This is a genomic window from Amycolatopsis sp. NBRC 101858 (genome assembly GCF_030269325.1).
Lineage (GTDB): Bacteria > Actinomycetota > Actinomycetes > Mycobacteriales > Pseudonocardiaceae > Amycolatopsis > Amycolatopsis ponsaeliensis.
In genome coordinates, this window is record NZ_BSTD01000002.1 from 336,860 (window position 1) to 361,520 (window position 24,661).

The 24,661-nt window shown below is 71.9% G+C and carries 27 protein-coding genes and 1 pseudogene; 21 read left to right on the forward strand and 7 right to left on the reverse strand.

The genetic code is table 11. The features are described 5' to 3' along the window. Window positions 1–60 precede the first annotated feature (60 nt). Genes QSK39_RS14710 through QSK39_RS14735 form a run of 6 tightly spaced genes read left to right on the forward strand, consistent with a single transcriptional unit; the run spans window position 61 to window position 7,286 of the window. Window positions 61–1,893 (forward strand): ABC transporter substrate-binding protein, encoded by a 1,833-nt coding sequence (locus QSK39_RS14710; RefSeq protein WP_285478294.1) that lies wholly within the window; start codon window positions 61–63, stop codon window positions 1,891–1,893. A 2-nt stretch (window positions 1,894–1,895) separates the two neighbouring features. Beyond that, window positions 1,896–2,921, forward strand: a complete 1,026-nt coding sequence (locus QSK39_RS14715; RefSeq protein ID WP_285478295.1) for an ABC transporter permease — start codon at window positions 1,896–1,898, stop codon at window positions 2,919–2,921. Further along, window positions 2,918–3,814: an ABC transporter permease gene (locus QSK39_RS14720; RefSeq protein ID WP_285478296.1), complete on the forward strand. Its 897-nt coding sequence runs from the start codon at window positions 2,918–2,920 to the stop codon at window positions 3,812–3,814. The genes QSK39_RS14715 and QSK39_RS14720 overlap by 4 nt, the downstream gene beginning before the upstream one ends. Beyond that, complete coding sequence (gene nikE / locus QSK39_RS14725; protein WP_285478297.1) at window positions 3,811–5,463, forward strand: nickel ABC transporter ATP-binding protein NikE; 1,653 nt, start codon at window positions 3,811–3,813, stop codon at window positions 5,461–5,463. The genes QSK39_RS14720 and nikE overlap by 4 nt, the downstream gene beginning before the upstream one ends. 60 nt (window positions 5,464–5,523) lie before the next feature. Beyond that, window positions 5,524–7,059 carry a polyprenol phosphomannose-dependent alpha 1,6 mannosyltransferase MptB gene (mptB, locus tag QSK39_RS14730; RefSeq protein ID WP_285478298.1) on the forward strand — a complete coding sequence of 512 codons (1,536 nt, stop codon included), beginning with the start codon at window positions 5,524–5,526 and terminating at the stop codon, window positions 7,057–7,059. A 41-nt stretch (window positions 7,060–7,100) separates the two neighbouring features. Then, the gene (locus QSK39_RS14735) at window positions 7,101–7,286 is read left to right on the forward strand and encodes a hypothetical protein (protein ID WP_285478299.1); all 186 of its coding nucleotides are present in this window, start codon (window positions 7,101–7,103) and stop codon (window positions 7,284–7,286) included. A 76-nt stretch (window positions 7,287–7,362) separates the two neighbouring features. Here the strand turns inward: QSK39_RS14735 and QSK39_RS14740 are convergent, their stop codons facing one another. From QSK39_RS14740 to QSK39_RS14750, 3 genes are read right to left on the reverse strand one after another with little or no spacing between them, the layout of a single operon-like run. Then, on the reverse strand, window positions 7,363–7,764 hold the full coding sequence (locus tag QSK39_RS14740) for a TIGR03668 family PPOX class F420-dependent oxidoreductase (protein ID WP_285478300.1): 402 nt from the start codon (window positions 7,762–7,764) through the stop codon (window positions 7,363–7,365). Then, window positions 7,761–8,660, reverse strand: a complete 900-nt coding sequence (locus QSK39_RS14745; protein ID WP_285478301.1) for a S66 peptidase family protein — start codon at window positions 8,658–8,660, stop codon at window positions 7,761–7,763. The genes QSK39_RS14740 and QSK39_RS14745 overlap by 4 nt, the downstream gene beginning before the upstream one ends. After that, on the reverse strand, window positions 8,657–10,576 hold the full coding sequence (locus tag QSK39_RS14750) for a prolyl oligopeptidase family serine peptidase (RefSeq protein WP_285478302.1): 1,920 nt from the start codon (window positions 10,574–10,576) through the stop codon (window positions 8,657–8,659). Before QSK39_RS14750 ends, QSK39_RS14745 begins: the two co-directional genes overlap by 4 nt. Before the next feature lie 77 nt (window positions 10,577–10,653). On the opposite strand from QSK39_RS14750, the gene QSK39_RS14755 reads away from it, so the two are divergent. The 7 genes from QSK39_RS14755 (at window position 10,654) to QSK39_RS14785 (ending at window position 16,228) form a co-directional block, all read left to right on the forward strand. Further along, window positions 10,654–11,229 carry a DUF3090 domain-containing protein gene (locus tag QSK39_RS14755; protein WP_284744820.1) on the forward strand — a complete coding sequence of 192 codons (576 nt, stop codon included), beginning with the start codon at window positions 10,654–10,656 and terminating at the stop codon, window positions 11,227–11,229. Window positions 11,230–11,231: 2 nt separating this feature from the next. Beyond that, complete coding sequence (locus QSK39_RS14760; protein WP_285478303.1) at window positions 11,232–12,047, forward strand: SCO1664 family protein; 816 nt, start codon at window positions 11,232–11,234, stop codon at window positions 12,045–12,047. Then, on the forward strand, window positions 12,032–12,916 hold the full coding sequence (locus tag QSK39_RS14765; RefSeq protein WP_285478304.1) for an aminoglycoside phosphotransferase family protein: 885 nt from the start codon (window positions 12,032–12,034) through the stop codon (window positions 12,914–12,916). Before QSK39_RS14760 ends, QSK39_RS14765 begins: the two co-directional genes overlap by 16 nt. A gap of 51 nt (window positions 12,917–12,967) precedes the next feature. Further along, entirely contained in the window at window positions 12,968–13,780 is an 813-nt protein-coding gene (locus QSK39_RS14770; protein WP_285478305.1) for a DUF3097 domain-containing protein, read from the forward strand. A gap of 84 nt (window positions 13,781–13,864) precedes the next feature. Further along, window positions 13,865–14,299, forward strand: coding sequence for an NfeD family protein (locus QSK39_RS14775; RefSeq protein WP_285478306.1), 435 nt, complete (start codon window positions 13,865–13,867; stop codon window positions 14,297–14,299). Further along, entirely contained in the window at window positions 14,296–14,784 is a 489-nt protein-coding gene (locus tag QSK39_RS14780) for an SPFH domain-containing protein (RefSeq protein WP_285478307.1), read from the forward strand. Before QSK39_RS14775 ends, QSK39_RS14780 begins: the two co-directional genes overlap by 4 nt. Window positions 14,785–14,872: 88 nt before the next feature. Then, the gene (locus tag QSK39_RS14785) at window positions 14,873–16,228 is read left to right on the forward strand and encodes an SPFH domain-containing protein (RefSeq protein WP_285479907.1); all 1,356 of its coding nucleotides are present in this window, start codon (window positions 14,873–14,875) and stop codon (window positions 16,226–16,228) included. Window positions 16,229–16,281: 53 nt separating this feature from the next. On the opposite strand, the gene QSK39_RS14790 is transcribed toward QSK39_RS14785, so the two are convergent. Beyond that, window positions 16,282–17,628, reverse strand: coding sequence for an MFS transporter (locus QSK39_RS14790; protein WP_285478308.1), 1,347 nt, complete (start codon window positions 17,626–17,628; stop codon window positions 16,282–16,284). A gap of 152 nt (window positions 17,629–17,780) precedes the next feature. On the opposite strand from QSK39_RS14790, the gene QSK39_RS14795 reads away from it, so the two are divergent. The 6 genes and pseudogenes from QSK39_RS14795 (at window position 17,781) to QSK39_RS14820 (ending at window position 21,019) form a co-directional block, all read left to right on the forward strand. After that, a complete protein-coding gene (locus tag QSK39_RS14795; protein WP_285478309.1) occupies window positions 17,781–18,395 on the forward strand; it encodes a TetR/AcrR family transcriptional regulator in 615 nt (204 codons plus the stop codon). 71 nt (window positions 18,396–18,466) lie between these two features. Further along, window positions 18,467–19,233 (forward strand): annotated as a pseudogene (locus QSK39_RS14800) (aromatic-ring hydroxylase C-terminal domain-containing protein). 26 nt (window positions 19,234–19,259) lie between these two features. Next, a complete protein-coding gene (locus QSK39_RS14805; RefSeq protein ID WP_285478310.1) occupies window positions 19,260–19,646 on the forward strand; it encodes a VOC family protein in 387 nt (128 codons plus the stop codon). Further along, the gene (locus QSK39_RS14810; RefSeq protein ID WP_285478311.1) at window positions 19,646–19,966 is read left to right on the forward strand and encodes a metalloregulator ArsR/SmtB family transcription factor; all 321 of its coding nucleotides are present in this window, start codon (window positions 19,646–19,648) and stop codon (window positions 19,964–19,966) included. The genes QSK39_RS14805 and QSK39_RS14810 overlap by 1 nt, the downstream gene beginning before the upstream one ends. Beyond that, window positions 19,963–20,430: an SRPBCC family protein gene (locus QSK39_RS14815; RefSeq protein ID WP_285478312.1), complete on the forward strand. Its 468-nt coding sequence runs from the start codon at window positions 19,963–19,965 to the stop codon at window positions 20,428–20,430. The genes QSK39_RS14810 and QSK39_RS14815 overlap by 4 nt, the downstream gene beginning before the upstream one ends. Further along, window positions 20,420–21,019: a TetR/AcrR family transcriptional regulator gene (locus QSK39_RS14820; protein WP_285478313.1), complete on the forward strand. Its 600-nt coding sequence runs from the start codon at window positions 20,420–20,422 to the stop codon at window positions 21,017–21,019. The genes QSK39_RS14815 and QSK39_RS14820 overlap by 11 nt, the downstream gene beginning before the upstream one ends. Here the strand turns inward: QSK39_RS14820 and QSK39_RS14825 are convergent. Continuing rightward, window positions 20,999–21,775, reverse strand: coding sequence for an SGNH/GDSL hydrolase family protein (locus QSK39_RS14825; protein ID WP_285478314.1), 777 nt, complete (start codon window positions 21,773–21,775; stop codon window positions 20,999–21,001). The two genes, QSK39_RS14820 and QSK39_RS14825, sit on opposite strands and share 21 nt — an antisense overlap. 42 nt (window positions 21,776–21,817) lie before the next feature. Here QSK39_RS14825 and QSK39_RS14830 point away from each other — a divergent pair, with 42 nt between their 5' ends. Continuing rightward, window positions 21,818–22,699 carry an alpha/beta fold hydrolase gene (locus QSK39_RS14830; RefSeq protein WP_285478315.1) on the forward strand — a complete coding sequence of 294 codons (882 nt, stop codon included), beginning with the start codon at window positions 21,818–21,820 and terminating at the stop codon, window positions 22,697–22,699. Window positions 22,700–22,918: 219 nt separating this feature from the next. Here QSK39_RS14830 and QSK39_RS14835 read toward each other — a convergent pair whose 3' ends face one another. Beyond that, window positions 22,919–23,428: a CGNR zinc finger domain-containing protein gene (locus QSK39_RS14835; RefSeq protein WP_285478316.1), complete on the reverse strand. Its 510-nt coding sequence runs from the start codon at window positions 23,426–23,428 to the stop codon at window positions 22,919–22,921. 25 nt (window positions 23,429–23,453) lie between these two features. Between QSK39_RS14835 and QSK39_RS14840 the strand changes: the two genes are divergently transcribed. Beyond that, window positions 23,454–23,615 carry a hypothetical protein gene (locus QSK39_RS14840; protein WP_285478317.1) on the forward strand — a complete coding sequence of 54 codons (162 nt, stop codon included), beginning with the start codon at window positions 23,454–23,456 and terminating at the stop codon, window positions 23,613–23,615. Between the two features lies 1 nt (window position 23,616). Here QSK39_RS14840 and QSK39_RS14845 read toward each other — a convergent pair whose 3' ends face one another. Beyond that, window positions 23,617–24,660 carry a site-specific integrase gene (locus QSK39_RS14845; RefSeq protein ID WP_285478318.1) on the reverse strand — a complete coding sequence of 348 codons (1,044 nt, stop codon included), beginning with the start codon at window positions 24,658–24,660 and terminating at the stop codon, window positions 23,617–23,619. Between the last annotated feature and the right edge of the window lies 1 nt (window position 24,661).

Below are 24,661 nucleotides of genomic sequence, written 5' to 3' on the forward strand. Positions count from 1 at the left end.
TGCGCGGTTGTCCGGGTATGTGGTTACTTCTCGTCCTTGGGGAGGCTCACAGCGAGAACGATGGGGTGGTTTTTGGTGCATTTCCAACGCAGACTCGGGCGGTTCGGCCGCGTCGGCGCGGTCGTCGCGGCCGCGACGCTGGCGGCGATCCCGCTCGCGGTCCCGGCCCAGGCCCAGCAGGGCAAGGTGCTGCGGGTCGCGCTGACCACCGGCATCGACCACCTGAACCCGTTCACCGCCGTGCTCGCCGCGTCGACGCAGATCGGCCGGTTCACCTACGAGTTCCTCACCGTCCCGGACGCGGCGAAGGCCGAGGCCTCGCCCGCCCTCGCCGAGTCCTGGACGCCGTCGCCGGACAAGCTGACCTGGACGTTCAAGATCCGCAGCGGTGCCAAGTGGAGCGACGGGCAGCCGGTGACCGCCAAGGACGCGGCGTTCACCTTCAACCGCATGCTCAAGGACGAGAACGCCCGCACCGCCAACGGCAACTACGTGGCCAACTTCGAGACGGTCACCGCCCCGGACGACACCACCCTCGTCATCAAGACGAAGGCCGTGCAGGTCAACATGAACCTGCTCGACGTGCCGATCGTGCCCCAGCACGTCTGGGAAGGCGTCACGGACCTCAAGGACCCCTCGACCGACGACCTCAAGATCGCCGGCGTCTCCGACGGGCCCTTCCAGGTCACCGAGTACAAGCCGAACGAGTACGTCAAGCTCAAGGCCAACAAGGACTACTGGCGCGGCGCCCCGAAGATCGACGAACTGCAGCTGCTGCAGTTCAAGGACACCGAGGCCGCGGTCAACGCGCTCAAGCAGGGCGAAGTCGACGTCATCAACCGGCTCAACCCCAACCAGTTCGCCGCGCTGCAGGGCCAGGACGGCATCACCACCAACGCCGCCCCCGGCCGCCGCTACGACGAGCTCGCGTTGAACTTCGGCGTCACCGACAGCTCGAACAACCCCATCGGTGACGGCAACCCGGTGCTCAAGGACATCAACGTCCGCAAGGCCATCACCCAGGCCGTCGACACCCAGTCCCTGGTGGACAAGGTGCTCAAGGGCCTCGGCCAGGTCGGCGGCGGCGTCGTGCCCCCGGTCTACAGCGCCTACCACTGGGACCCGAGCGACACCGAGAAGGTCAAGTTCGACCTCGCCGCGGCCAACGCCACCCTCGAGCAGGCCGGCTACAAGAAGGGCCCGGACGGCGTCCGGACCGCCCCCGGCGGCGCCAAGCTGGAGCTGCGCCTGACCGGGCACTCCAACCGCAGCTACGACCAGGGCGTCGCCCAGTACGTCAGCGGCTGGCTCAAGGACATCGGCATCACCGTCAAGCAGGACCTCGTGTCCGACGACGAGCTGTCCGACCGCACCGCCACCGGCAAGTACGACCTCGCCATCGGCGGCTACGGCACCAACCCCGACCCGGACTACGCGCTCTCGCTGCACACCTGCGCCGCGCGGCCCAGCGCCGACGGCAAGGGCGGCAGCACCGACACCTTCTTCTGCGACGCCCCGTACGACGAGCTCTACAAGAAGCAGCTCACCGAGACCGACGACGCGAAGCGCGCGGACTACGTCAAGCAGGCCCAGGCCCGGCTCTACAGCCAGTTCCCGACGATCGTGCTCGACTACCAGAACGCGCTCGAGGCCTACCGCTCCGACAAGTTCTCCGCCTTCACCACCCAGCCGCAGCCCAAGGGCGCGATCCTCGAGCAGACCGGCTACTGGGGCGTCTACGGCGCCACCCCGGCCGGCACCGAGGCCACGGCCGACTCCGGCAGCAGCGGCACCGTCGTCTGGATCGTCGTCGGCGCCATCGTCGTGGTGATCATCGTCGCCGGCGGGGTCATCATCAGCCGCCGGAACAAGACCTCCGAGGACCGCGAGTAAGCATGACCGCCCCCGAACAAGCCGCGGTGCTCGTCGACCCCGACGAGCACCGCGGCGGGACCGGCACCGCCCGGTTCGTGCTCAAGAAGGTCCTCGAAGCCGTCATCAGCATCGTGCTGGTGGTCGTCCTGTTCTTCTTCCTCTTCCGGATGCTGCCCGGCGACCCGGTCGCCGCGATGACCCGCGACCGCGCCACCAGCCCCCAGCAGATCGCCGAGCTGCGCGCGCAGATGGGCGTCGACAAGCCCGTCTTCGTCCAGTTCGGCCAGTACTTCTGGGACCTGCTGCACGGCGACCTCGGCGAGTCCCGGCTGCTCAACAACGGCCGCCCGGTCGCCGACATGATCGGCGAACGGCTCTGGCCGACCATCCTGCTCGTCGGCAGCGCCACCATCCTGGCCGTCGTCATCGGCCTGTGGCTGGGCATCCGCGCCGCCTGGCGCCGCGACAGCCTCTTCGACCGCGCCCAGACCGGGATCGCGCTGACCCTGTGGTCGGTCCCGCAGTTCTGGCTCGGCCTGATGCTGCTCGTGGTGACCAACGGCCTGTTCCCCAGCCGCGGCATGCACTCCCCGGACGCCGCGCCCGACTTCCTCTCCCAGACCGTCGACGTCCTGCACCACCTGGTGCTGCCGTGCGTGACGCTGCTGGCGGTGTTCTACGCCCAGTACATGCTGATCATGCGGTCGTCGCTGCTGGGGGAGATGAACGCCGACTACCTCACCACCGCCCGCGCCAAGGGCCTGCGCGACGACCTCGTCCGCCGCCGCCACGCCGTCCCCAACGCCCTGCTGCCGACCACCACCCTGGTGTTCATGCAGTTCGGCATGGTCGTCTCCGGCGCGGTCACCGTCGAGGCCGTGTTCAGCTGGCCCGGCCTGGGCCAGCTGACCTACGACGCGCTGCACGGCCCCGACCTGCCGGTGCTGCAAGGCGTGTTCACCGTGCTGGCGAGCGCGGTGGTGCTGATGAACCTGCTCGCGGAGCTGCTCTACCGCGTGCTCGATCCGAGGGTGCGTACCTCATGACCACCGCTGAAACGCCGAGGCAGATCGCCTGGGGCCGCCGGCGCGCGTCGATCGCCCGGACCTGGCGCGAGTTCGCCGGGCAGCGCGCCGCGCTCGTCGGGCTGATCCTGCTCGGCATCACCGTCGTCGTCGCGCTGCTGCTCCCGCTGATCAGCGACGAAAGCGGCCTCGACGTCACCAAGGCGACCGGCGAGCCGCTGTCCCCGCCCACCGGCGACTTCTGGCTCGGCACCGACAACTTCGGCCGGTCGGTGCTGCTCATGACCGTCTGGGGCACCCGGATCTCGCTGCTCGTCGGGTTCTCCGCCGCGCTGCTGTCGGTCGTCATCGGCACCCTGATCGGCATCACCGCCGCCCACTTCGGCGGCTGGGTGTCGGCGACGCTGCTGCGGTTCACCGACTTCTTCCTGGTCCTGCCCTCGCTGATCCTCGCGATCGCGCTCTCGGCGGTGCTGCCCAAGGGCGTCGGCACGATCATCCTCGCCATCGGCCTCACCGCGTGGCCCAGCACCGCCCGGCTCGTCCGGGCCCAGACCCTCACCATCGAGAGCCGCCCCTACATCGAGCGGTCCCACGCCCTCGGCGGCGGCCACCTGCACGTCATCGGCAAGCACGTCCTGCCCGGCGTCATGCCGCTGGTGCTGGCCAACACCACCCTCGTGGTCGGCAACGCCGTCATCGCCGACGCGACCCTGTCGTTCCTCGGCGTCGGCGACCCCAACTCCGTCACCTGGGGCCTGGTGCTGGAGAGCGCGCTCAACAACGGCGCCATCAGCCGCGGCGCGTGGTGGAACGTGCTCCCGCCGGGCATCGCGATCGTGCTCGTCGTCCTCTTCTTCACCCTGGTCGGCCGGGGCCTGGAGACCGTGTTCAACCCGAGGTTGAAGAAGTGACCACCCCGCTCCTGCAGCTCAAGGACCTGAACGTCACCTACGTGGTCGGCGAGCAGGACGTACCCGCCGTCCGCGGGGTCGGCCTCACCCTCGACCCCGGCGGCACCCTCGGCGTCGCGGGGGAGTCGGGGTCGGGCAAGTCCACCGTCGCGATGAGCGTCCTGCGCCTGCTGCCGCGCACGGCGAAGATCTCCGGCGAGATCCTCCTCGACGGCGAAGACGTCACCACCATGAACTGGGGCCGCCTGCGCGCGGTGCGGTGGGCCGAGGCGTCCGTGGTGTTCCAGGGCGCGATGCACGCCCTCAACCCGGTCCGCAAGATCGGCGACCAGATCGCCGAGCCGCTGCGGCTGCACCCGCCCGAGGGCGGCAAGGCCCTCACCGACGCCGCGGTCGACGCCCGCGTCGCCGAACTGCTCACCCAGGTCGACCTGCCCCCGGGCCGCGCCGGCGCCTACCCCCACGAGCTCTCCGGCGGGCAGAAGCAGCGCGTCATGATCGCCATGGCCCTGGCCTGCTCGCCCCGGCTGATCATCGCCGACGAGCCCACCACCGCCCTCGACGTCATCGTCCAGGCCCAGGTCCTCGACCTGCTCTCGCGGCTGGTCGCCGAGCAGGACATCGGCCTGATCATGATCAGCCACGACCTGTCCGTGCTCGCCGCCACCTGCAAGCGCATCGCCGTGATGTACGACGGGCAGATCGTCGAGGAAGGCCCCAGCGCCGAAGTGATGGCGGCGCCGAAGCACGAGCACACCCGGGCGCTCGCGGCGGCGTTCCCGACGGTCGGCGACCCGGTGTCGCGCTTCGCCCCGGCCACCAGCACCCCGCTGCCGCCCGAGCCCCCGGAAAGGGTGGCGGGCGAGCCGCTGCTGGCCGCGGAGAACCTGCGAGTGTCCTTCCGCGACCGCACGGGCAAGCGGATCGACGCCGTCGCCGGGGTCGACCTGGCCGTCGCCCGCGACGAGATCGTCGCCCTGGTCGGCCAGTCCGGCTCCGGCAAGACGACGCTCGCCCGGACGCTGCTCGGCCTGCAGAAACCCGACTCCGGCGTGGTCCGCTACGCCGGGAACCCGGTCCCGCACGGCGGCGCCGGGCTGAAGGCCTACCGCCGGCAGGTCCAGCTCGTGCTGCAGGACCCGACCAGCGCGCTGAACCCGGCCCACACGGTCTACGAGGCCGTCGCCGAGGGCCCCCGCATCCACAAGCTGGCCGACGAGCGCGCGGTCGTCCACCGGGCGTTGGAGGCCGCGGAGCTGCGGCCCGCCGAGAAGTACGCCGACCGGCTCCCGCACCAGCTCTCCGGCGGCCAGCGCCAGCGCGTCGTCATCGCCGGGGCGCTGGCCCTCGAACCGTCGGTGGTGGTGGCCGACGAACCGGTCGCCTCGCTCGACGCGTCGGTGCGCGGCGAGATCCTCGGGCTGCTGCTGCGGCTGCGCCGCGAGCTCGGACTGGCGGCGCTGGTGATCACCCACGACCTGGGGCTGGCCTGGAACATCGCCGACCGCGTCGCCGTGATGTACCGCGGCGAGCTGGTCGAAACCGGGACGGTGGAACAGGTCCTGCTCGACCCGCAGCACGAGTACACGAAGTCCCTGCTGGCCGCGCTGCCCGGTGGCACCGCCCAGCGCCGCACCGTCGGCACCTGAGCCCGAAACCTGACACTGCGAGAACGCCGCCCGAGCGCGGTGTGTAACCTCCGAACGGAAATGGCGACCACCACCGACCCCGCGCAGACGCACTCGGCCACGCTGGCCGAGCGGCTCCTCACGCCCTCGCGATTCCCCTACCGCACGATCGCGATGGGCACCGTCGGGAGCACCCTGCTCATGATCGCGGCCTTCGGCGCCGGCGGCATCCTGATCAAGGACCCCGTGCTCGGCCACGGCCCGCTCTCGTGGATCCGCTACGGCCACGGGCGCATGCTCGCCAACGCCGTCCTCTACACCGGCTTCGGCCTCGTGGTGTGGGCCTGGGTGCGGCTCGGCCGCTACGTGCTGCAGGGCCGGGTCGGCAGCCGGCCCGTCCTGGTCGCCGCCGGCTGCTGGATGGCGCCGCTGCTCATCTCGCCGCCGCTGTTCACCCGCGACGTCTTCTCCTACCTCGGCCAGGGCGCCCAGCTGCTCTACGGGCTCGACCCGTACGCCAACGGCCCCGCCGAGCTCGACGTCCTGCCGAACGTCGTGCAGAACGTCCACCCGCTCTGGCAGACCACCCCGGCGCCGTACGGGCCGCTGTTCCTGCTGATCTCCAAGGGCGTCGTCTCGGTCAGCGGCGACAACATGATCCTCGGCGTCATCCTCATGCGCCTGGTCCTGCTCGTCGGCCTGGTCGGCACGCTCTGGGCGCTCCCGCGGCTGGTCAAGCACCTCGGCGGCAAGCTCCCGGTCGCGCTGTGGCTCGCGGTGGCCAGCCCGATGATGGTCATCCACCTCTTCGGCGGCCCGCACAACGACCTGATGATGCTCGCGTTCCTCACCGTCGGCGTCCTGGCCGCGCTGGAACGCAAGCACGTCGTCGCGGTCGTCCTGGTGACGATCGGCATGCTGATCAAGCCGACGGCCGCGATCGCGCTGCCGTTCATCGTCTGGATGTGGGCCAACCACATGACGGGCGAGGCGAAGGTCCGCAACTTCCTGCGCGCCGGAGCGGCGTCGGTCGGGCTGTTCCTGCCGGTGTTCGTCGCGGGCACGTGGATCTCGCTCGGCTCGCTCAACCTCGGCTGGTGGTCCGGGCTCAAGGCCCCGCAGCTCATCGCGAACTGGCTGAACATCCCCACCGGCATCGGCGAAGTGTTCTACAACCTCGCCCACATCGTCGTGGACGTCCAGGTATCGCCGTTCGTCACGGTCGCCCGCGCGGCCGGCATGCTCGTGCTGATCGGCTTCGGCATCCGCCAGTGGTGGCTCGCCCGCGGCGGCGGCACCGAGGCGGTCTACCGGGCCGGGATCTCGCTGCTCGCGGTGGCGATCCTGATGCCGCCGACCCTGCCGTGGTACTTGACCTGGGGTTTCGTGCTCCTGTCGGCGTTCAAGTGGCAGCCCCGTCACCTGGCGCTGGTGGTGGCGGTGTCGGTGTTCGTGACGCTGGTCTACTACCCGACGGGCGAGCAGGCCCTGTACGACTGGTGGTTCATCGCGCTGGTCGTGGTGGCGAGCTTGTACTCGGCGGCTTCGCTGCTGCGTCCGGACCCATTGGGCCTGATCGACGCGTGGCGCCGGCCGGAGAAGTTCCTCCGCGACTGACATCCGGGCGGCTTCGCGCGATCTCCTCCGCGACTTTCGCCATGAACCACACCATGACCTCGTACGGGACGCTGTACACCTCCGGCGCGTGGACGCGTACGGTCGGCTCGATCGTCAGATCCTCGTCGGGCACGACCGCCATCATGATCATGCGATCCGAGGCGACGTCGGTCAGCTCGACGAACCAGGCGTCTTCCGGCAAGGCATACATGAACTGCACCCCGTAGTGGTGCCCGGCGTGCTCCCGCTCTTCGTAAGCCATGGCCGGACGATGCCACGCCAGTCCACCACGCGGTAGCGAATTCAGGCCGAGGCCCACCCGCTCCACGTGTGCACCGTCGTCACCACCACCGCGTGCTCCGGCGGCCGCTCCCGGTATTGCTCGTACTTCTCCACCAGCCACGAAACCGGCTCCGCGCCCGGCGGCAGGACCCGAGCCGAACCGTCCGCGCGGGCCCACCACAGCCGCGACCAGTCCTCGTCGTAGCCGTCGGCCAGGAAGCACACCGCCGGGTTCTCCGCGATGTTCGCGAGCCGCCGCAGCGCCACCGTCGACTTCGGCTTGTGGTCGACCGCGAACGCCACCTCGTCGCCGCGCACCGCGAACGTCACCGGCACCAGGTGCGGGATCCCGGCAGCCGAAACCGTCGCCAGGCGCGCCACCCGTGCCGCGGAGAACCGCTCCCGGGCTTCTTCGGGGGTCATGTCAGCGCGGGGGAGTCGAACGTCAACGTCCCCAGGTCCGCGTCCAGCGCCACCGGCACCCCCAGCGGCAACGTCGGCGACGACGCCACGTGCCCGAACCCGAACTCCTCCACCATCGGCACCCCCAGCGGACCCAGCCGCTCCAGCAGCAACGCCCGCACGTCCACCGCGGAACCGCACGCCGCCCACGAACCCAGCACGATCCCGCGCACCCCGTCGAACCACCCGCTGCGCAGCAGCTGCGTCAGCATCCGGTCCAGCCGGTACACGCTCTCCGTGACGTCCTCCAGCAGCACCACCGCATCCCGCGCCGAACCCTGCTCCGGCGTCCCGATCCCCGCCGCCAGCAACGACAGGTTCCCGCCGGTCAACGTCCCCGAGGCCCGGCCCGGCACCAGCGCCGAACCGCCGCGCACCACCAGGTTCCGCTCGGGGTCGAACAACGACCGCCGCAGGTGCTCCACCGCGAAGTCGTCGAACAGCACGCTCGCCGGCATCGGGGAGAACAAACTGGACAGTCCCAAGTGGACATTCACCGCCCGGTGCAGCGCGGTGATGTCCGACGACCCGGCCAGCACCTTCGGACCCGCCTCGCGCAACGCGGCCCAGTCCACCAGATCCAGCATCCGCTGCACGCCGTAGCCGCCCCGCGCCGCCAGCACGCACCGCACGCCCGGGTCCAGCCACGCGTCGGTGAACTCCGCCGCCCGCGTGGCGTCCGAACCGGACAGATAGGGCGGCGACCCCGGCTCGGCGCGCACGCACGGCCCGATCCGCAGCTCGACACCCCAGCCGCGCAGCACCGGGATCGCCTTCTCCAGCAGGTCCGCCGGCACCGGCCCGGCCGGCGCCACCAGCGCCACCGTGTCACCCGCCCGCAGGCGCGGCGGCCTCATCGCGACAGCTCCAGCCGCGCCACGCCCGGCGTCTCGAACCCGAGCACCTGGCCGTAGAACGACAGCTCCGCCTCCAGCGCCGCCACGATCGTCGCGGCCTGCCGGAACCCGTGCTGCTCCCCGGGGAACCGCTGGTAGGCGTACGGGATCCCGCGCCCCTCGAGCCCGGCCACGAACCGGTCCGCCTGCTCCGGCGGGCAGATCCGGTCCTCCAGCCCCTGCTGGAACAGCACCGGCCCGGCCAGCGACGCCGAGTTCGCCAGCGGCGACCGCTCGACGTAGCGCTGCCTCGCCGCCGGCAGCGGCCCGACCAGCCCGTCCAGATACCGTGACTCGAAGTCGTGCGTGTCACCCTCGGTGCCGGTCCACCCGGCCAGGTCCAGCACCGGGTACATCACCGTGCCCGCCCGGTACGTCTTCGTCGTGGTCAGCGACGCCGCCGCGGTGAACCCACCCGCGCTGCCGCCGCGCACCGCCAGCCGGTCGCCGTCGGCCAGCCCGGCCGCCACCAGCGCCTCGGCCACCGCGACGCAGTCCGCGACGTCCACCACGCCCCACTGCTCCCGCAGCCGCTCCCGGTAGGCCCGCCCGAACCCGGTCGACCCGCCGTAGTTCACCGCCGCCACCGCGATGCCCCGGCTGGTGAAGTACGCCAGCTCCAGATCCAGCATCGGCAGGTGCTGCCCGGTCGGCCCGCCGTGGACGTGCACCAGCAGCGGGGGACGCTCGCCCTCGGGCGCCGCGAAGTCCGGGTTCGCCGGCCGGTACAGCACCACCGGCACGGTCTCGCCGCCGGTCGTCGTGAACACCCGCTCTTCCGGCACCGGCAAGAACGCCGCCGGCAGCTCCGGCTGGGGCGTCAGATCGGTGACCCCACCCCCGAAGGAGACGTGCACGACCGCGGCTTCCCGCACCGGGCCGCCCGCGACCCCGGTGACCCCGCCGTCGTGCGCCGCGAACCCCGTCGAAGACCACGCCGTCAGCTCCTCGGCCACCGGCGTCACCGAGCCGTCCGCCTCGTCCAGCACGGCCAGCCGCCCGGACGCGAGCACCGCGTGCCGCCCGCCGCCGAGCGGGGCGAACCACCGCGAACCCGCCTTCCACAACGGCCCGCCCAGCTCCCGCTCGACCGGCGCGACGTTCGCCAGCGCCCCGTCGAGCCCGATCCGGTGCAGGTTCCACCAGCCCTCGGGGTCGAGCAGCGCCAGCAGCGTCTCCGGCGTCTCCCACTCGACCTGGCACACCGCAACGCCCGCGCCGCCGGCCAGCACCCGGTGCGGCCCGAAGGAGCCGTCCTCGGCGACCGGAGCCACGCACAGCTCGGTCCCGTCCCACGGCATCGCCGGGTGGTCCCAGCCGAACCACGCCGCGTGCCGCCCGTCCGGCGACAGCTTCGGCACGGTCAGGAAGTGGTGGCTCGCAGCGAGCACGCGCTCCGAGCCGCCGTGGAGCGCGATCGCCACCAGTTCCCGCTCGATGTCGGCGGGGCGCGGGCCGGTGCTGCGTTCGCGGACCGCGAACACCTCGCCGGTCCGCCCGGCCCGCAGGTCGCCGTAGCGGACGCTCTGGGGCTGCGCGGGCTCCGGTGTCAGCGGCACCACACCGGTTTCGCTCACCGCGTAAACCCGCTGATCGGCCCAGTGCGTGAACACCACCACACCGCCGACGACCGCCCACGGCCGGCCGCCGTATTCGTGCAGCCGGTTGCGGACGTTCCACGGCGCCGGCAGCACGTCCTCGGTGCCGCCCGGCACCGCCCGCACCAGGGCGACCCGTCCCTGCTCACCGGGCCGCGCCTCGGCCCACCACACCTCGTCCCCGACGACGTCGAGCCACTGCGGGCCACCGCCGGCGGCGGCCACCTCGGCGGCGGTGATGGGCGAGGACCAGGTTCCGTACGGCGAGATCCGAGACACCCCCAGAGGCTAGCGGCCCGCGAAGGGTGGGGCGGCGGATGCCGATCATGCGGCGGTGGCCTAGGGTCGACAGTGCTATGTCTCGCGTAATCCACGTCTTCCGCCAGCCGGATCGGTTCGTCGCCGGCACCGTCGGCGAGCCCGGCGATCGCACGTTCTACCTCCAGGCCTCCGAGGACGTGCGCACCATCAGCGTCACCATCGAAAAACAGCAGGTCGTCGTCCTCGCGGAGCGCCTCGGCTCCCTGCTCGAGGAGGTCGCCAGCCGCTTCGGTGCCGACGTGCCCGACGACGTCCCCGACGACCAGCTCGACGTCGACCCCCTCACCGTGCCGGTCGAGGAGGAGTTCCGCGTCGGCACCATGGGTCTCGGCTGGGACGCCGACAGCAGCGCGGTCGTCATCGAGCTGCTCGCCATCACCGAGGGCGAGGTCGACGAGACGGTCGTGCTCGACGACACCGAGGAGGGCCCGGACGCCGTCCGCGTCTTCCTCACCCCGGCCGCCGCCCGCGCCTTCGCCGAGCGAGCCGACCGCGTCGTCAACGCCGGCCGCAAGCCGTGCCCGCTGTGCGGGGAGCCGCTCGACCCGACCGGGCACATCTGCCCGCGGCAGAACGGCTACCGGCGCGAGACCGACGCGGACGAAGACTGACCATGGCCGACACGCCGGCGGAACAGCCGGATCCGGCCGACCCGGCGTCCCGCGAGCTCGTCACCCACGGCCGCATCGACGTCGAAGGACGGCTCGTCGACGCCTCGAACGTCACGCTCTTCTGCGCCATCGAGCTCGACGGCGTCACCGGCCGCGTCGTGTACAAGCCGGTGTCGGGGGAGCGGCCGCTGTGGGACTTCCCCGACGGCACGCTCGCCGGGCGCGAGGTCGCCACCGCGATCATCAGCGAGGCCGCCGGCATCGGCGCGATCCCGCCGACCGTCCTGCGCGACGGGCCGTTCGGCCCCGGCATGGTCCAGCTGTGGATCGAGACGACCGAGGACGACCTGGTCGAGGTCCGCGCGCCCGACGACCTCCCCGAAGACTGGCGCGTCGTGCTGCACGCCCACGACCGGCTCGGCGAGCCCGCGGTGCTGGCCCACGCCGACCACCCCGGGCTGCGTGACCTCGCCGTGCTCGACATCGTCGTCAACAACACCGACCGCAAGGGCGGGCACCTGCTGCCCGGCTTGGACGGCCGCGTCTACGGCGTCGACCACGGCATCTGCCTGCACACCGATCCCAAGCTGCGGACCGTCCTGTGGGGCTGGATCGGCGAACCGGTCCCGCCGGACACCGTCGAGAAGCTGCGGAAGCTGCGCTCGGAGATCGACGGCGGCCTCGGCAAGACGCTGGCCGAGCACATCACCAAGTTCGAGATCCGCGCCTTGGCCGAACGCACCGACCTGCTGCTGGCCGAAGGCATCTTCCCCGAGCCCGGCGACGACTGGCGTGCCATCCCGTGGCCCCTGTTCTGATCGACGACGCCGCCCGGGCGCGGCTCGTCGACCGCTTCGGCGCGGAGCTGGCCGAACCCTGGTGCGACGCCCTCCCGGAGCTGGTCGCCCGGCTCACCGCGCAGTGGAACCTCGAGGTCCGCGAAGCCCGGCCGGGCAACACCGGCCGCACGCTGCTGTGCACCGGTCCTGGCGGTGACCTGCGCGTGCTCAAGCTGACGCCGGACCCCGAGGTGGCCCGGCTCGAGGTCACCGGGCTGCGCGCCTGGGCCGGCTGCTCCCGCGTCGTCCAGGTGCTCGACGCCGACCTCGACGCCCACGCGATCCTCCTGGAAGGGCTCGTCCCGGGCACCCAGGTCGACGGCGACGTCCCGTGGGCCGAAATCGGCGAGATGCTCGACCAGCTGCACGCCGCCGAACCGGTGGGCGAGTTCGGACGGCTGGCCGACGGCATCGAGTTCATCTTCACCCTCTCCGAACGCCGCCGCCGCGAATCCCCGGCCGCCGCGCACCTGAGCGCCGAAACCCTGGACAAGGGCCGTGAGCGCGCGCTCGCGCTCGCCACCAGCGGACCGGTCACGCTGATCCACGGCGACCTCCACCCCGCGAACGTCCTGGACGCCGGACCCGGCCGCGGCGCGGTCGCCATCGACCCGCGCCCCGGTCTCGGCGACCCGGCGCTCGACGCCATCGACTGGATGTTCGTGCCCATGGCGAAGGGCGGCACGCTCGACGACGGCCTCGCCGCGCTCGCCCCGCACGTGGCCGGCTTCGACGCCGAGCGCGTCCGGGCCTGGTGCGTCGCGATGGCCCCGCTGGTCGCATTGTCGCCTTTGCGCCGCGGCGAGCGGTCGCCGTTCACCGACGCGGTCCTGGAGTTGGCCCGCTGACCGGCGTGGCATGACCCGGCCGGGGCACCCCGCCCACTAGGTTGCCTGGTCGTGCGCCCCCATTCCTATGACGACGTGCTCGCCGGCCCGCGCCGCAAGAAGGTGCCGGAGGTCCCCGCCGAACCCGGCCTCGTGGTCGAAGACCCGGCCAGCGGGTTCTGCGGCGCCGTGATCAAGATCGAGTACGGGAACGTCGTGCTCGAAGACGGCAAGGGCCGCCACCGCGTGTTCCCGCTCGCCCCGGCCGGGTTCCTGCTGGAGGGCAAACCGGTCACGCTGGTGCCGGTCAAGACGGTGAAGGCGCCGGTCAAACAGGTGAGCGCGTCCGGGTCGGTCAAGGTGCAGGGCCTGCAGGCCCGCGTCGCCCGCGACTCGCGCATCTGGGTCGAGGGCAAGCACGACGCCGAGCTCGTCGAACGCGTCTGGGGCCACGACCTGCGCGTCGAAGGCGTCGTCGTGGAGCCCCTGGACGGCGTCGACGTGCTGAGTGACCGCATCGCCGAGTTCGGCACCGGACCCGGCAGGCGACTGGGTGTGCTCGTCGACCACCTCGTGCCCGGCAGCAAGGAGTCCCGCCTCGTCGAGGCCGTCCACGACGAGAACGTGCTGGTCACCGGGCATCCCTACATCGACGTCTGGGAGGCCGTGCGGCCCGAGGCCGTCGGCATCAGGGCGTGGCCGAAGATCCCCCGCGGCACCGAGTGGAAGCAGGGGATCTGCGACGCGCTCGGCTGGGGGCAACCTTACGAAGGCTGGCAACGTGTCCTGAGCGGGGTGAGCAGTTTCCGCGACCTCGAGACCCCGCTCATCGGGGCCGTGGAACGGCTCATCGACTTCGTCACCGAGTCGACGGAAGAGGCCTGAATGTCTGATTTGTCCAAGGTCACGCGTAGGTCACGTCGAGTCACTGCGCCGGTGCGAACCGGCGCGATCTGAGAGCATGAAGCCATGGCATGGGCAGTGGTCTGGTTGATCGTCGGCATCGCCCTGATGATCGCGGAAGTCCTCTCCGGCGACTTCGTGCTGATCATGCTGGGCGTCGGCGCGCTGTTCGGCGCCGGAGCCGACGTGCTCACCGGGAACATCTTCATCGACGTCGCCGTGTTCGCCGTCGCCTCGGTCGGGATGCTCGTGCTGATCCGCCCGGCGCTGAAGCGGCGCTTCCTCGCCGGCACCGGGCACCGCACCGGCATCGAGGCCCTCATCGGCGCCCGCGCCGTCGTCCTGTCCACAGTGGACTACGAGGCCGGGCAGGTGAAGCTGGCCGGCGACGTCTGGTCCGCGCGCAGCCTCTCGGAGCACCACGAACCGATCAAGCCCGGCACGTCCGTCACGGTCGTCGAGATCTCGGGTGCCACCGCCGTCGTGTCGGCCGAGCCGTGAGCCTGGGTCTCGTCGTCGTCCCCGAGGGCCGGGCCGCGGTGATCGAACGCGGCGGGCGGTTCCGCGCCGTGCTCGGCCCCGGCCGGCACTTCGTGCTGCCGTTCGCCGACACCGTCCGGGCGCGCGTCGATCTCGGCGACCAGATCCTGTCCGCACCGCCCCGGGTCATCGAGGCCGGCGACGGACGGGAAGTCCACATCGGATTCGAAGTCATCTTCGCCGTCACCGACCCGAAGCTGGCGACGTACGAAATCGGCAACCCGGCGATCGCGATCGAACAGCTGACCACCACGGCGCTGCGGCAGGAAGCGAGCCTGACCACGGCCGAGCGCGCCGTCACCGCACCGGGGGACCTGCACCGTACAGTGTGGACGGTCCTGCACGACACCACCGGACGCTGGGGCGTCACCACGAAAGAGCTGACGCTCACGGTGAGCCCGCCCGCGGCGCCCGGAACTCCGTCAACCGCGCAAGAATGGTACTAGGTAAGGGGAAGATCTCTTGACCACCACTGTGATCATCGTGGTCGTCTTACTGGCTCTCTTCGTGATCATCACGGTAGCCAAGGCGATCATGGTCGTGCCGCAGGCGCAGTCGGCCGTGATCGAGCGGCTGGGCCGGTTCCGCACGGTGGCGTCGCCGGGCCTGACCTTCCTGGTGCCGTTCCTGGACAAGGTGCGCGCCCGGATCGACCTGCGCGAGCAGGTCGTCTCGTTCCCGCCGCAGCCGGTCATCACCGAGGACAACCTGACGGTGTCGATCGACACCGTCGTGTACTTCCAGGTCACCGACTCGCGCGCCGCGGTGTACGAGATCTCGAACTACATCGTCGGTGTCGAGCAGCTGACCACCACCACGCTCCGCAACGTGGTCGGTGGCATGAGCCTTGAGCAGACGCTGACCTCGCGCGACTCGATCAACACGCAGCTGCGCGGCGTCCTCGACGAGGCGACCGGCCGCTGGGGCATCCGCGTCGGCCGCGTCGAGCTCAAGGCGATCGACCCGCCGCCCTCCATCCAGGACTCGATGGAGAAGCAGATGCGCGCCGACCGCGAGAAGCGCGCCATGATCCTCACCGCGGAAGGCCAGCGGGAGTCGGCGATCAAGACCGCGGAAGGCCAGAAGCAGAGCCAGATCCTCTCCGCCGAAGGTGCCCGCCAGGCGACCATCCTCGCGGCCGAGGCCGAGCGGCAGTCGCGCATCCTGCGGGCGCAGGGTGAACGCGCCGCGCGGTACCTGCAGGCGCAGGGCCAGGCGAAGGCGATCGAGAAGGTGTTCGCCGCGATCAAGGCCGGCCGCCCGACGCCGGAGGTGCTGGCCTACCAGTACCTGCAGACGCTGCCGCAGATGGCGCAGGGCGACGCGAACAAGGTCTGGATGATCCCGAGCGACTACGGCAAGGCCCTCGAAGGCTTCGCCCGCGCGCTCGGCGCCCCGGGCGACGACGGCGTCTTCCGCTACGAGCCGCCGAAGGACGACGACGTCCCGGCCAAGCCCGACCTCGAGGACGAAGAGGTCTCGAGCTGGTTCGAGACGAAGAGCGACCCGAAGGTCGCCGAGGCCGTGGCGGCCGCCGAGGCCGTGGCACGCCAGGAGGTCCCGGCCCTCGGCACGCCGTCGGCGCCGCCCGCCCGCCCGGCGATCCCGCGCCCGGTCCAGCAGCAGCAACTGCAGCAGCCCGAGGTGGAGCCGGCGGACGAGGAGCGGGGCACCGAGGTCACGCCCGCGCCCCAGCAGCCGCCGACGCCGCAGAGCGGCCAGCCGCTCCCGCAGCCGCAGTCCCCGGCCGGCCCGCACCAGGGCGCCGGGTACCAGGGCCAGCCGCCGCAGTCCCCGCCGCCGGGCCAGTTCGGCGGCCCGCAGAACCCGGGCAGCGGGCCGTTCCCGCAGCAGCCCCCGTTCGGCGGACCCCAGGGTCCGCGCCGCTGACGTGAACGAAAGGGGCCTCTCACCGGACTTCGGTGGGAGGCCCCTTTCGTCGTTCAGGAACGCTGGTACACGGTCACGTCGTCGATGTCGGCCTTCGAGCGGTCCTTCAGGAAGATCACGCACACCACCGTGACCACCGCCGACAGGATGATGTACCCCGAAATCGAGTACGGCGTCCCGGTCTGGTGCAGGAGCCACGTCGCCAGCAGCGGCGCCGGCCCGCCCGCGAACACCGACGCCAGCTGGTAGCCCAGCCCCGCGCCGCCGTAGCGCAGGTGCGTCGGGAAGCTCTCGCCGATCAGCGCCGCCTGCGGGCCGTACTGCAGCGCGTGCGGGATGAACGACACCACGACCGCGACGAAGACCAGCGCGTGGTTGCCGTGCGCCAGGATCGTGAAGTACGGGAACGCGATCACGCCGGTGAACACCGCCCCGGCCAGGTACACCCGTTTGCGGCCGATGCGGTCGGACAGCGTCGAGAAGAACGGGATCAGCGCGAGCTCGCATGCGGCACCGACGAGGACCGCGTTGAGCACGAACGTCTTGCTGAAGTCGTGCCGCGACACGACGTAGATCAGCACGTAGCTGGTGAACAGGTAGAACGGCATCTGCTCGCTGAACCGCACGCCGGAGGAGAGCAGGATTTCGCGCCAGTGGTGGCGGATCGCGTCGAGCACCGGCGTCTTCGCCGTCTGGCCGCTCTTGACGAGCTTGGCGAACATCGGCGTCTCGAGGATCTTCAGCCGGATCACGAGGCCGACCGCGACCAGGATGAGGCTCGCCAGGAACGGCAGCCGCCAGCCCCAGGAGTCGAAGTCCTCGGGGGAGAGGACCGCCGACAGCAGCGTCATGCCGCCGGTGCCGAGCACCAGCCCGACCGGGACGCCGATCTGCGCGAAGCTGCCGAGCAGGCCGCGTTTCTTCTGGTCGCCCCACTCCATCGCGAGCAGCACCGAGCCGCTCCACTCACCGCCGATCGCGATGCCCTGGACCAGCCGCAGCAGCACCAGGATCAGCGGCGCCGCGAACCCGATCGCCGACGTCCCGGGCAGCATCCCGACGACACCGGAGGAGATGCCCATCAGCAGCAGCGTGACGATCAGGGTCGTCTTGCGGCCGATCCGGTCGCCCCAGTGCCCGAAGATCGCGGCCCCGACCGGGCGGGCGGCGAACCCGACCGCGTAGGTCGCGAAGGACTGCATCGCGCCCGCGTAGGCGCTCGACGCGGGGAAGAACAGGTGCGGGAAGACCAGCGCCGCCGCGGTGTTGTAGAGGAAGAAGTCGTACCACTCGATGGTCGTGCCGATCGCGCTCGCCAGCGCCGCACGCCGTACTTGCACCTTCCCGGACTTGCTGTCCGGTTCCACCTTGTGAGTGACGCTGTTGTCGCCCAACACCATCTCGCAACACCTCCGGTGACCGATGTCACACAACAGTGTGACGCCCGTCGACGGTTTCGGCGATCGATGACCGCTATCTCGTCCAGTCGGTGATGAACAAAGTGCAGATTCTGCAACTTTGCAGAATCTGCAAGTTCGGCTATGGTGAACCCATGGACGCCAAAGGGCTGCGTGAGCGCAAGAAGCAGGAGACCCGCATCGCGCTGAGCTGGGCGGCCATCCGGCTCACCGTGGAGCGCGGCTACGCCAACATCCGGATCGAAGACATCGCCGCCGAAGCCGGGGTGTCCACCCGGACCTTCAGCAACTACTTCGGCACCAAGGGCGAGGCCATCGTCGCCCGTCACCACGACCGGGCCCGCGCGATCGCCGAAGCACTGCGGGAACGCCCGGCCGGCGAGCCCATCTGGGAGGCCATCACCGCGGCCGCGCTGGCCGGTTTCGCCCTCGGCGAGCCGGTGACCGAAGGCCGGGCGCCCGACCAGTCGTGGCTCGCCGGAATCCGGCTGATGGTCGCGGAACCCGCACTGCAGGGCGAGTTCCACAAGGCCGGCGCGGCGGGTGAAGCCGAGATCGCCCGGGTCGTCGCCGATCGCACCGGCACCGACGCCGAGGCGGACGTCTACCCGAAGCTCGTCGCCGGTGTCGTCGCCGCCGCGCTCAACGTCGTCACGCAGCAGTGGCTCGGAACCGAGCCGCGGCCGATGGAAGACCTGCTCCAGGACGTGTTCGGCCGGCTCGCCGCCGGCCTGCCCGAACCGCGCTGAGCCCTCCGCACCACGCCCGGCAGGGTCGCCGGGCTTGTTCGTCATGCCCTTTCACCGCAAGGAGTTCCGCCATGCAAGACGTCGTCATCGCCGGTGCCGGGCCCAACGGCCTCATGCTCGCCTGCGAACTCGCCCTCGCCGGCATCCGCCCGCTCGTGCTGGAGCGGCTGCCCGAGCCGACCGAGGAGAACCGCGCCAACGGCCTGGTCGGCCAGGTCGTGTGCCTGCTCGACCGCCGCGGGCTGCACGACCGCCTCGCCGGCCCGATCGGCCCGCCCGCCCCCGCGTTCGTCTTCGGCGGGATGCGCCTGGACCTCACGTTGCCCGAGCACAACTCGCTGCACATCCTCGGCGTGCCGCAGCGGCAGGTCGCGGCGATCACACCCAGGCCCAGTCCGCGCTGATCACGCCGGGCCGCGACGTCACGGCGCTGCGGGAGCTCTTCGGCGAACTGCTGCGGCTGCCGGCCACCGTGCAGCACATCGCCGACCTGATGTCCGGCGCGGACGTCCGCTACGAACCGGGCACCGACCACCCGCTCGACGGCCGGTGGGCCCCGGACCTGACGCTGGCCGACGGAACCCGGCTCGCCGAGCTGACCCGGACCGCCCGGCCGCTGCTGCTGGACTTCACCGGCTCACTGGGCGACGAACTGCGAGGCTGGGCCGACCGCGTCGACCTCGTCGCGGGCGCGGCGGACGCCGACGCGACCGCGTTGCTCATCCGCCCGGACGGGTACGTCGCCTGGGCGACCAGCTCGGCCGAGCCCGACGACACCGAGCGGAAGGCACTGCGAGCGGCCCTCGAACGGTGGTTCGGCAGCCCCGTTGACATGTAGGAGATCTCCTACGTATGGTCGATCGCATGACGATCACCCACGTGCAGTTCCTGACCCTGCCCGTCGCCGACCACGCCCGCGCGCGGGACTTCTACGTCGGCAAGCTCGGCTTCGAAGCGCTCGTCGACCGCCGCACGCCCGAGGGTGGCCGGTTCGTGATGGTCGCTCCGAAGGGTGCGCAGACGGGCGTGGTCCTGACCGACCAGCAGGTCGCCGGGATCGAGCCGGGTCCGCGGCACTTCCAGCTGCACACCACCGATCTCGACGCCGACGTCGCCGCGCTGCGGGCGGCCGGCGTCGAGATCGCCGATCCGGACGAGCGGCCGTGGGGGCGCGCGACGTCCTTCAAGGACCTCGACGGCCACGTCCTCGGCCTGCTGGAGCCGTCGGACTTCGGGAACGTGCCGAACTGATGCCGGTCAACGACGACGTCTTCGCGGCCCTGGCCAGCCCGGCCCGCCGCGAGGTCCTGCGGCTGCTGCTGGACGGCCCGATGGCCGCCGGGTCGATCGCCGAACGGTTCGAGATGGCCCGGCCGAGCCTCTCGGAACACCTTCGGGTGCTTCGGGAGGCCGGCCTGGTCAGCGAGCAGCGCCAGGGCCGCAACCGCGTCTACCGCCTCGACGCGGCCCCGCTCGAAGAGGTCGCCGACTGGCTGACGCCCTACGAGCGGTTCTGGCGGAGCAAGCTCGCCAACCTGCGTGACCTGCTCGACGAGGAGGAGGACCGGTGACCGACGACGACTCGACCGCGATCCACGTCGACCAGTTCCTCGCCCACCCGGCCCGCAAGGTCTGGCGCGCGCTGACCGAGCCGGATCTGCTCGAGCGCTGGATCAACATGCCCAACGACATCGAACCCGTGGTGGGACACCGGTTCCGGCTGCTGGCCGAGCCGGTGCCCGCGGCCGGGTTCGCCGGCGGCCCGGTGGAGTGCGAGGTCTTGGAAGTCGAGCCCGAGCGGAAACTCGGCATCCGGTGGGGTCCACGGTGGACGGTCACCTGGCGGCTGGAACCGGAAGGCACCGGCACCCGGCTCTTCCTCAGCCACGAAGGGTTCGACCCGGACGACGAGTTCGAGCGCGTCTCCCGGCGCATCATGGGCGGCGGCTGGCGCTCCCACGTGCCCCGCGCGCTGGCCCGGCTGCTGGACGCCTGGGACGACCCGTCGCCGTTACGATCGACAGGTGACCGCTGATCCCGCCGAGACGAAACCCCTGCGCGCCGACGCCCGGCGCAACCGGGCGCGCGTGCTGGAAGCGGCCGAGAGCGTGTTCGCCGCCCGGGGCACCGGGGCGCCGACCGAAGAGGTCGCCCGCGCCGCCGGGGTCGGCATCGGCACCGTGTTCCGGCACTTCCCGACGAAGGAAGCCCTGCTGGAGGCCGTGCTGGTCGCGCGGCTGCACCGGTTCGCCGACGAGGCCGAAGCCGTCGTGGCGGCCGACTCCGCCGACCCGGGCGCCGCGTTCTTCACCTTCCTCGCCGGCTGGATCGAGATGTCCGGCGCGAAGAACGCCTACTTCGAGGCACTCACCGCCGCCGGGGTGAGCGTGCCGCACGCCAAGTCCGACATCGGTGCCCGGCTGCTCGGTGCGCTCGGGGTGCTGCTGTCCCGCGCCCAGGCGGCGGGCGCGGTCCGCGAAGACCTCGTCCCGGGTGAGCTGATCACGATCATCATCGGCGTGGCCAAGGCCGCCGAGTACGCGGGCCCGGACGTGCGGCTGCGCGACCGGGCCGTGACGATCCTCTTCGACGGCCTCCGGCCGTCAGCGGGGGAGCGGCGCTGAGCCGACCGGCTCGAGCGTCGGCCGCTTCGGGGCCATGGTGTCCCCGGACGACTCGCCCTTCACCCGCCGCCGCACCCACGGCAGCGCGTGCTCCCGCGCCCACTGCAGGTTCTGGCTGCGGCGCGCGGCCGGGCTCAGGACCTCCCGCGGCGACAGCTCCGGGCTGATCAGCGGGTGCTCGACACCGAGGACCCGCAGCACCTCGATGGCGACCTCGGTGTGCCCGAACGCGTTGAGGTGCAGGCGGTCCGGCGCCCAGAACCGGCGGTCGCACAGCTGCCGCATCGACCACAGGTCCACCAGCAGCGCGTCGTGGCGGGCGGCGATGCCGCGCACGAGCTCGTTGTAGATCGCCACCCGGCCCCGGATGGCGCGGAACAGCGGGTCCTCGACGCCGTCGACGCCGGTGAACAGGATCAGGCGGGCGCCGGTGGACCGGACCCGGGCGACGGCGGCTTCGTAGTCGACGAGCATCGCGTCGATGTCGACCTTGGGCCGCATGAGGTCGTTGCCGCCGGCGTAGAGGGAGACGAGGTCGGGGTCGAGGGCGAGCCCCGGCTCGAGCTGCTCGCCCAGCACCTGCGGCAGCAGCTTGCCGCGGATGGCGAGGTTGGCGTAGCGGAAATCGGGCTCGCGCGCGGCAAGCTGCTCGGCGACGCGGTCGGCCCAGCCACGCACGCCGTTCGGGGCGGCCGGATCGTCGTCCCCGACGCCTTCGGTGAACGAGTCCCCCATGACCACTAAGCGCTTGCTCATGTCAGCAGTCTAAGCAGCCGCCGGCTGGAAGGATCACGGCCCATGGCCTTCACGACGACACCACTGCTCGACCTCGCGTACGAAGAGACGGGCGCACCGGACGGCGTTCCGGTGGTGCTGCTGCACGGCTTCCCGTACGACGTCCGGTGCTACGACGAAGTCGCCGCCCGGCTCACCGGGACCCGCGTGCTGGTGCCGTACCTGCGCGGGTTCGGCGGCACGCGCTTCCGGTCCGCGGACACGCCCCGCTCCGGCCAGCAGGCGGCGCTCGCCCAGGACCTGCTCGACTTCCTGGACGCGCTCGCGATCGAGCGGGCGGTGGTCGCGGGCTACGACTGGGGCGGCCGCGCCGCGTGCATCGCGGCCGCGTTGTGGCCTTCGCGGATCCGCGGGCTGGTGTCGGTCGACGGGTACAACGTCCAGCACTTGGCGTCGGCGGCCGAGCCGACCCGGCCGGAGTGGGAGCGGACCTACTGGTACCAGTACTACTTCCACTCCGAGCGCGGCCGCCGCGGCCTGGAGCGCAACCGCGACGAGCTGTGCGAGCTGCTCTGGCGCACGTGGTCCCCGACCTGGGCGGGCGCGGCCTCGGCGTTCCGGGCGAGCGCGCCGAGCCTGCACAACCCGGACTTCGTCGACGTGGTGATCCACTCGTACCGCCACCGCTTCGGCCTGGCCGCGGGAGACCCGCGCCACGACGAGCTGGAGGAGCTGATCGCCGCGGAGCCGCCGATCACCGTGCCGACGGTGGTGCTGGAGGGCGACGCCGACGGCATCGGCGGCCCGAGTGCGGCCGAGGACCGGGAGCACTTCACCGGCCCGTACGAGCATCGCGTCCTGCCGGGTGTCGGGCACAACGCGCCGCAGGAAGCGCCCGCGGAGTTCGCGGAGGCGGTGCTGGCGGTGCTTCGTAGTTCCGCCTGACGTGGAACGCCTGGCTTACGCCCGGGCCTGGCCGGTTCACGGGAAGCACGAGGGCCTCCGACGCGGTCGCCGACCGGCGTCCACGCGGGGACGACCCGGAGCTCGACGTCGCGGTCCTCGGCGCGGGGCTGACGTTCGAGCGGTTCGCCGAAGGGGCCGAAGGGGGCGAGCCCACCCTGACAGTCCTCGCGTCGCGGGCGCGAAAGCCGGACGACGCGCCTAAGCCGTGAGCTGGCGGGCCCGGTGGTCGGCGACGTGGACGCGGGTCGCGCAGCGGGTCGAGCAGAAGCGGCGGCGGCCGTTGCGGGACGTGTCGACGTACGCCGTCTCGCAGCCCTCTCGGCCGCAGATCCCGAGGCGGTCCGGCGCTTCGCACACCAGGTGAGCGAGCCCGCCCGCGGTGAACGCCCGCACGCGGCCGACCGGGCCCGCGTCTTCGGCCGAGTAGTGCAGGTGGGCGGGTTTGCCGTCGTGGGTGGCGATGTACGGCCGGCACGCCGCCTCCGCGAGCAGGTCGTTGACCAGCGCCGCGCGCGCCTCCGGAGCCGCGGCGAACACCGGCCGCAACCGGTGGGCCCAGGCCGCGATCCGGGTGGCTTCGTCGTCGGTCAGCGCCGGGATGGACATGCCGTTGCGGACCATCCCGTCCAGCAGCTCGCTCGCGGACCCCGCGTTCACCAGGTCGGCGGCGACGAGCGCGGCCGGGCCGCCGTAAGGGTTGAAGTGCACAAAGCCATTACACCACGATCGGGGTATGGACGGAAACCGTTGCCCCCGCTGCGGCTGGCCGCTCGCCGAACTGCCGGCGACCGCGGCCCGGCCCGCCACCCGCCGGCTCGACTACGTGCGCTGCCTCTGCGGCAGCTGGCTCGCCCGCCTCGACGGCGAAGTCGTCGGCGCCACCCGGACGCCGTGACTCAGAGGTCGAGCACGCCCGCCGCGTTGTCGTTCCACTGGTCGACCCGGCGGATGTACTCGTACAGCGCGCGGCTGCCGCGCACCCAGCGCCCCTGGTCGGCGATCGCGAGGTCGTCGGCACCCGCGCGGCGGGCCTCGGTGGCGAACCCGGACCGCAGCGAGTGCCCGGTGACCGGGTACGGCAGGCCCGCCCGGACGCCGGCCCGGGTGAGGATCTGGTTGACGCCGGTCGTGCTCAGCGCGGGCTCACCGACGTTGCCGTGCCGGTCGACGCGGCGGAACGCCGGCCCCTCGGTGATCCCGGCGCCGGAGCGCCACGCGTGCCACGCCCGCACCGGGTCGGTGTCGGGGCTCTCGCGGCGCGGGACGACCATGTCGCCGGTGCTCTTGCCGTGCCGCACGGTCACCGCCAGGCCCCGGTCGTCGACCGGTTCGACGTCGGTGACCAGCAGGTTCGCCAGGTCGGAACACCGCGCGGCGATGGGAAACCCGATCAGCAGCATCGCCCGGTCCCGCGTGCCGGCCAGGGTGTCCGGGCAAGACCGTGACATCGCCCGCAGGTCCGGGAGCGTGACCATGGTGGCCTTGCCGCGCCCGCGCTGGATGCCTTCGCGGGCCAGCCGCTGCCGGTAGCCCTTCAGCGCGCGCCACGCGGCACGGCTCGCTTCGGGGTCGACGACGACCTTGTGGTGCCGCAGCCCGGCGAGCGCGCCGGTGAGCCGCCGTTCGATCGTCGACGGCGCCGCCGGGGCGGCCCGTTCCGGCACCTCCGGCACGACGCGCTCGTCCGGACGCAGCGTGCGGCCGCGTTCGAGCCAGACGACGAACCCGGTCAGGGCCCCGATCGACGCCGACAGCGGCGGGATCCCGGCTTCGGCGGTGTAGTCCTGCCACACCTGCCAGTCCTGGGCGTAGGCCTTGAGCGTGTTCGGCGGCCGTTGCCCGTCGACGTGCCGGGTGGCGGCTTCGTCGAGCAGGGCGAGCCGGTCCTGCGGGCTCGCGGCGGCGAGGGCGGCGTCGGTCACCGGTTCGAGCTCGGGCACG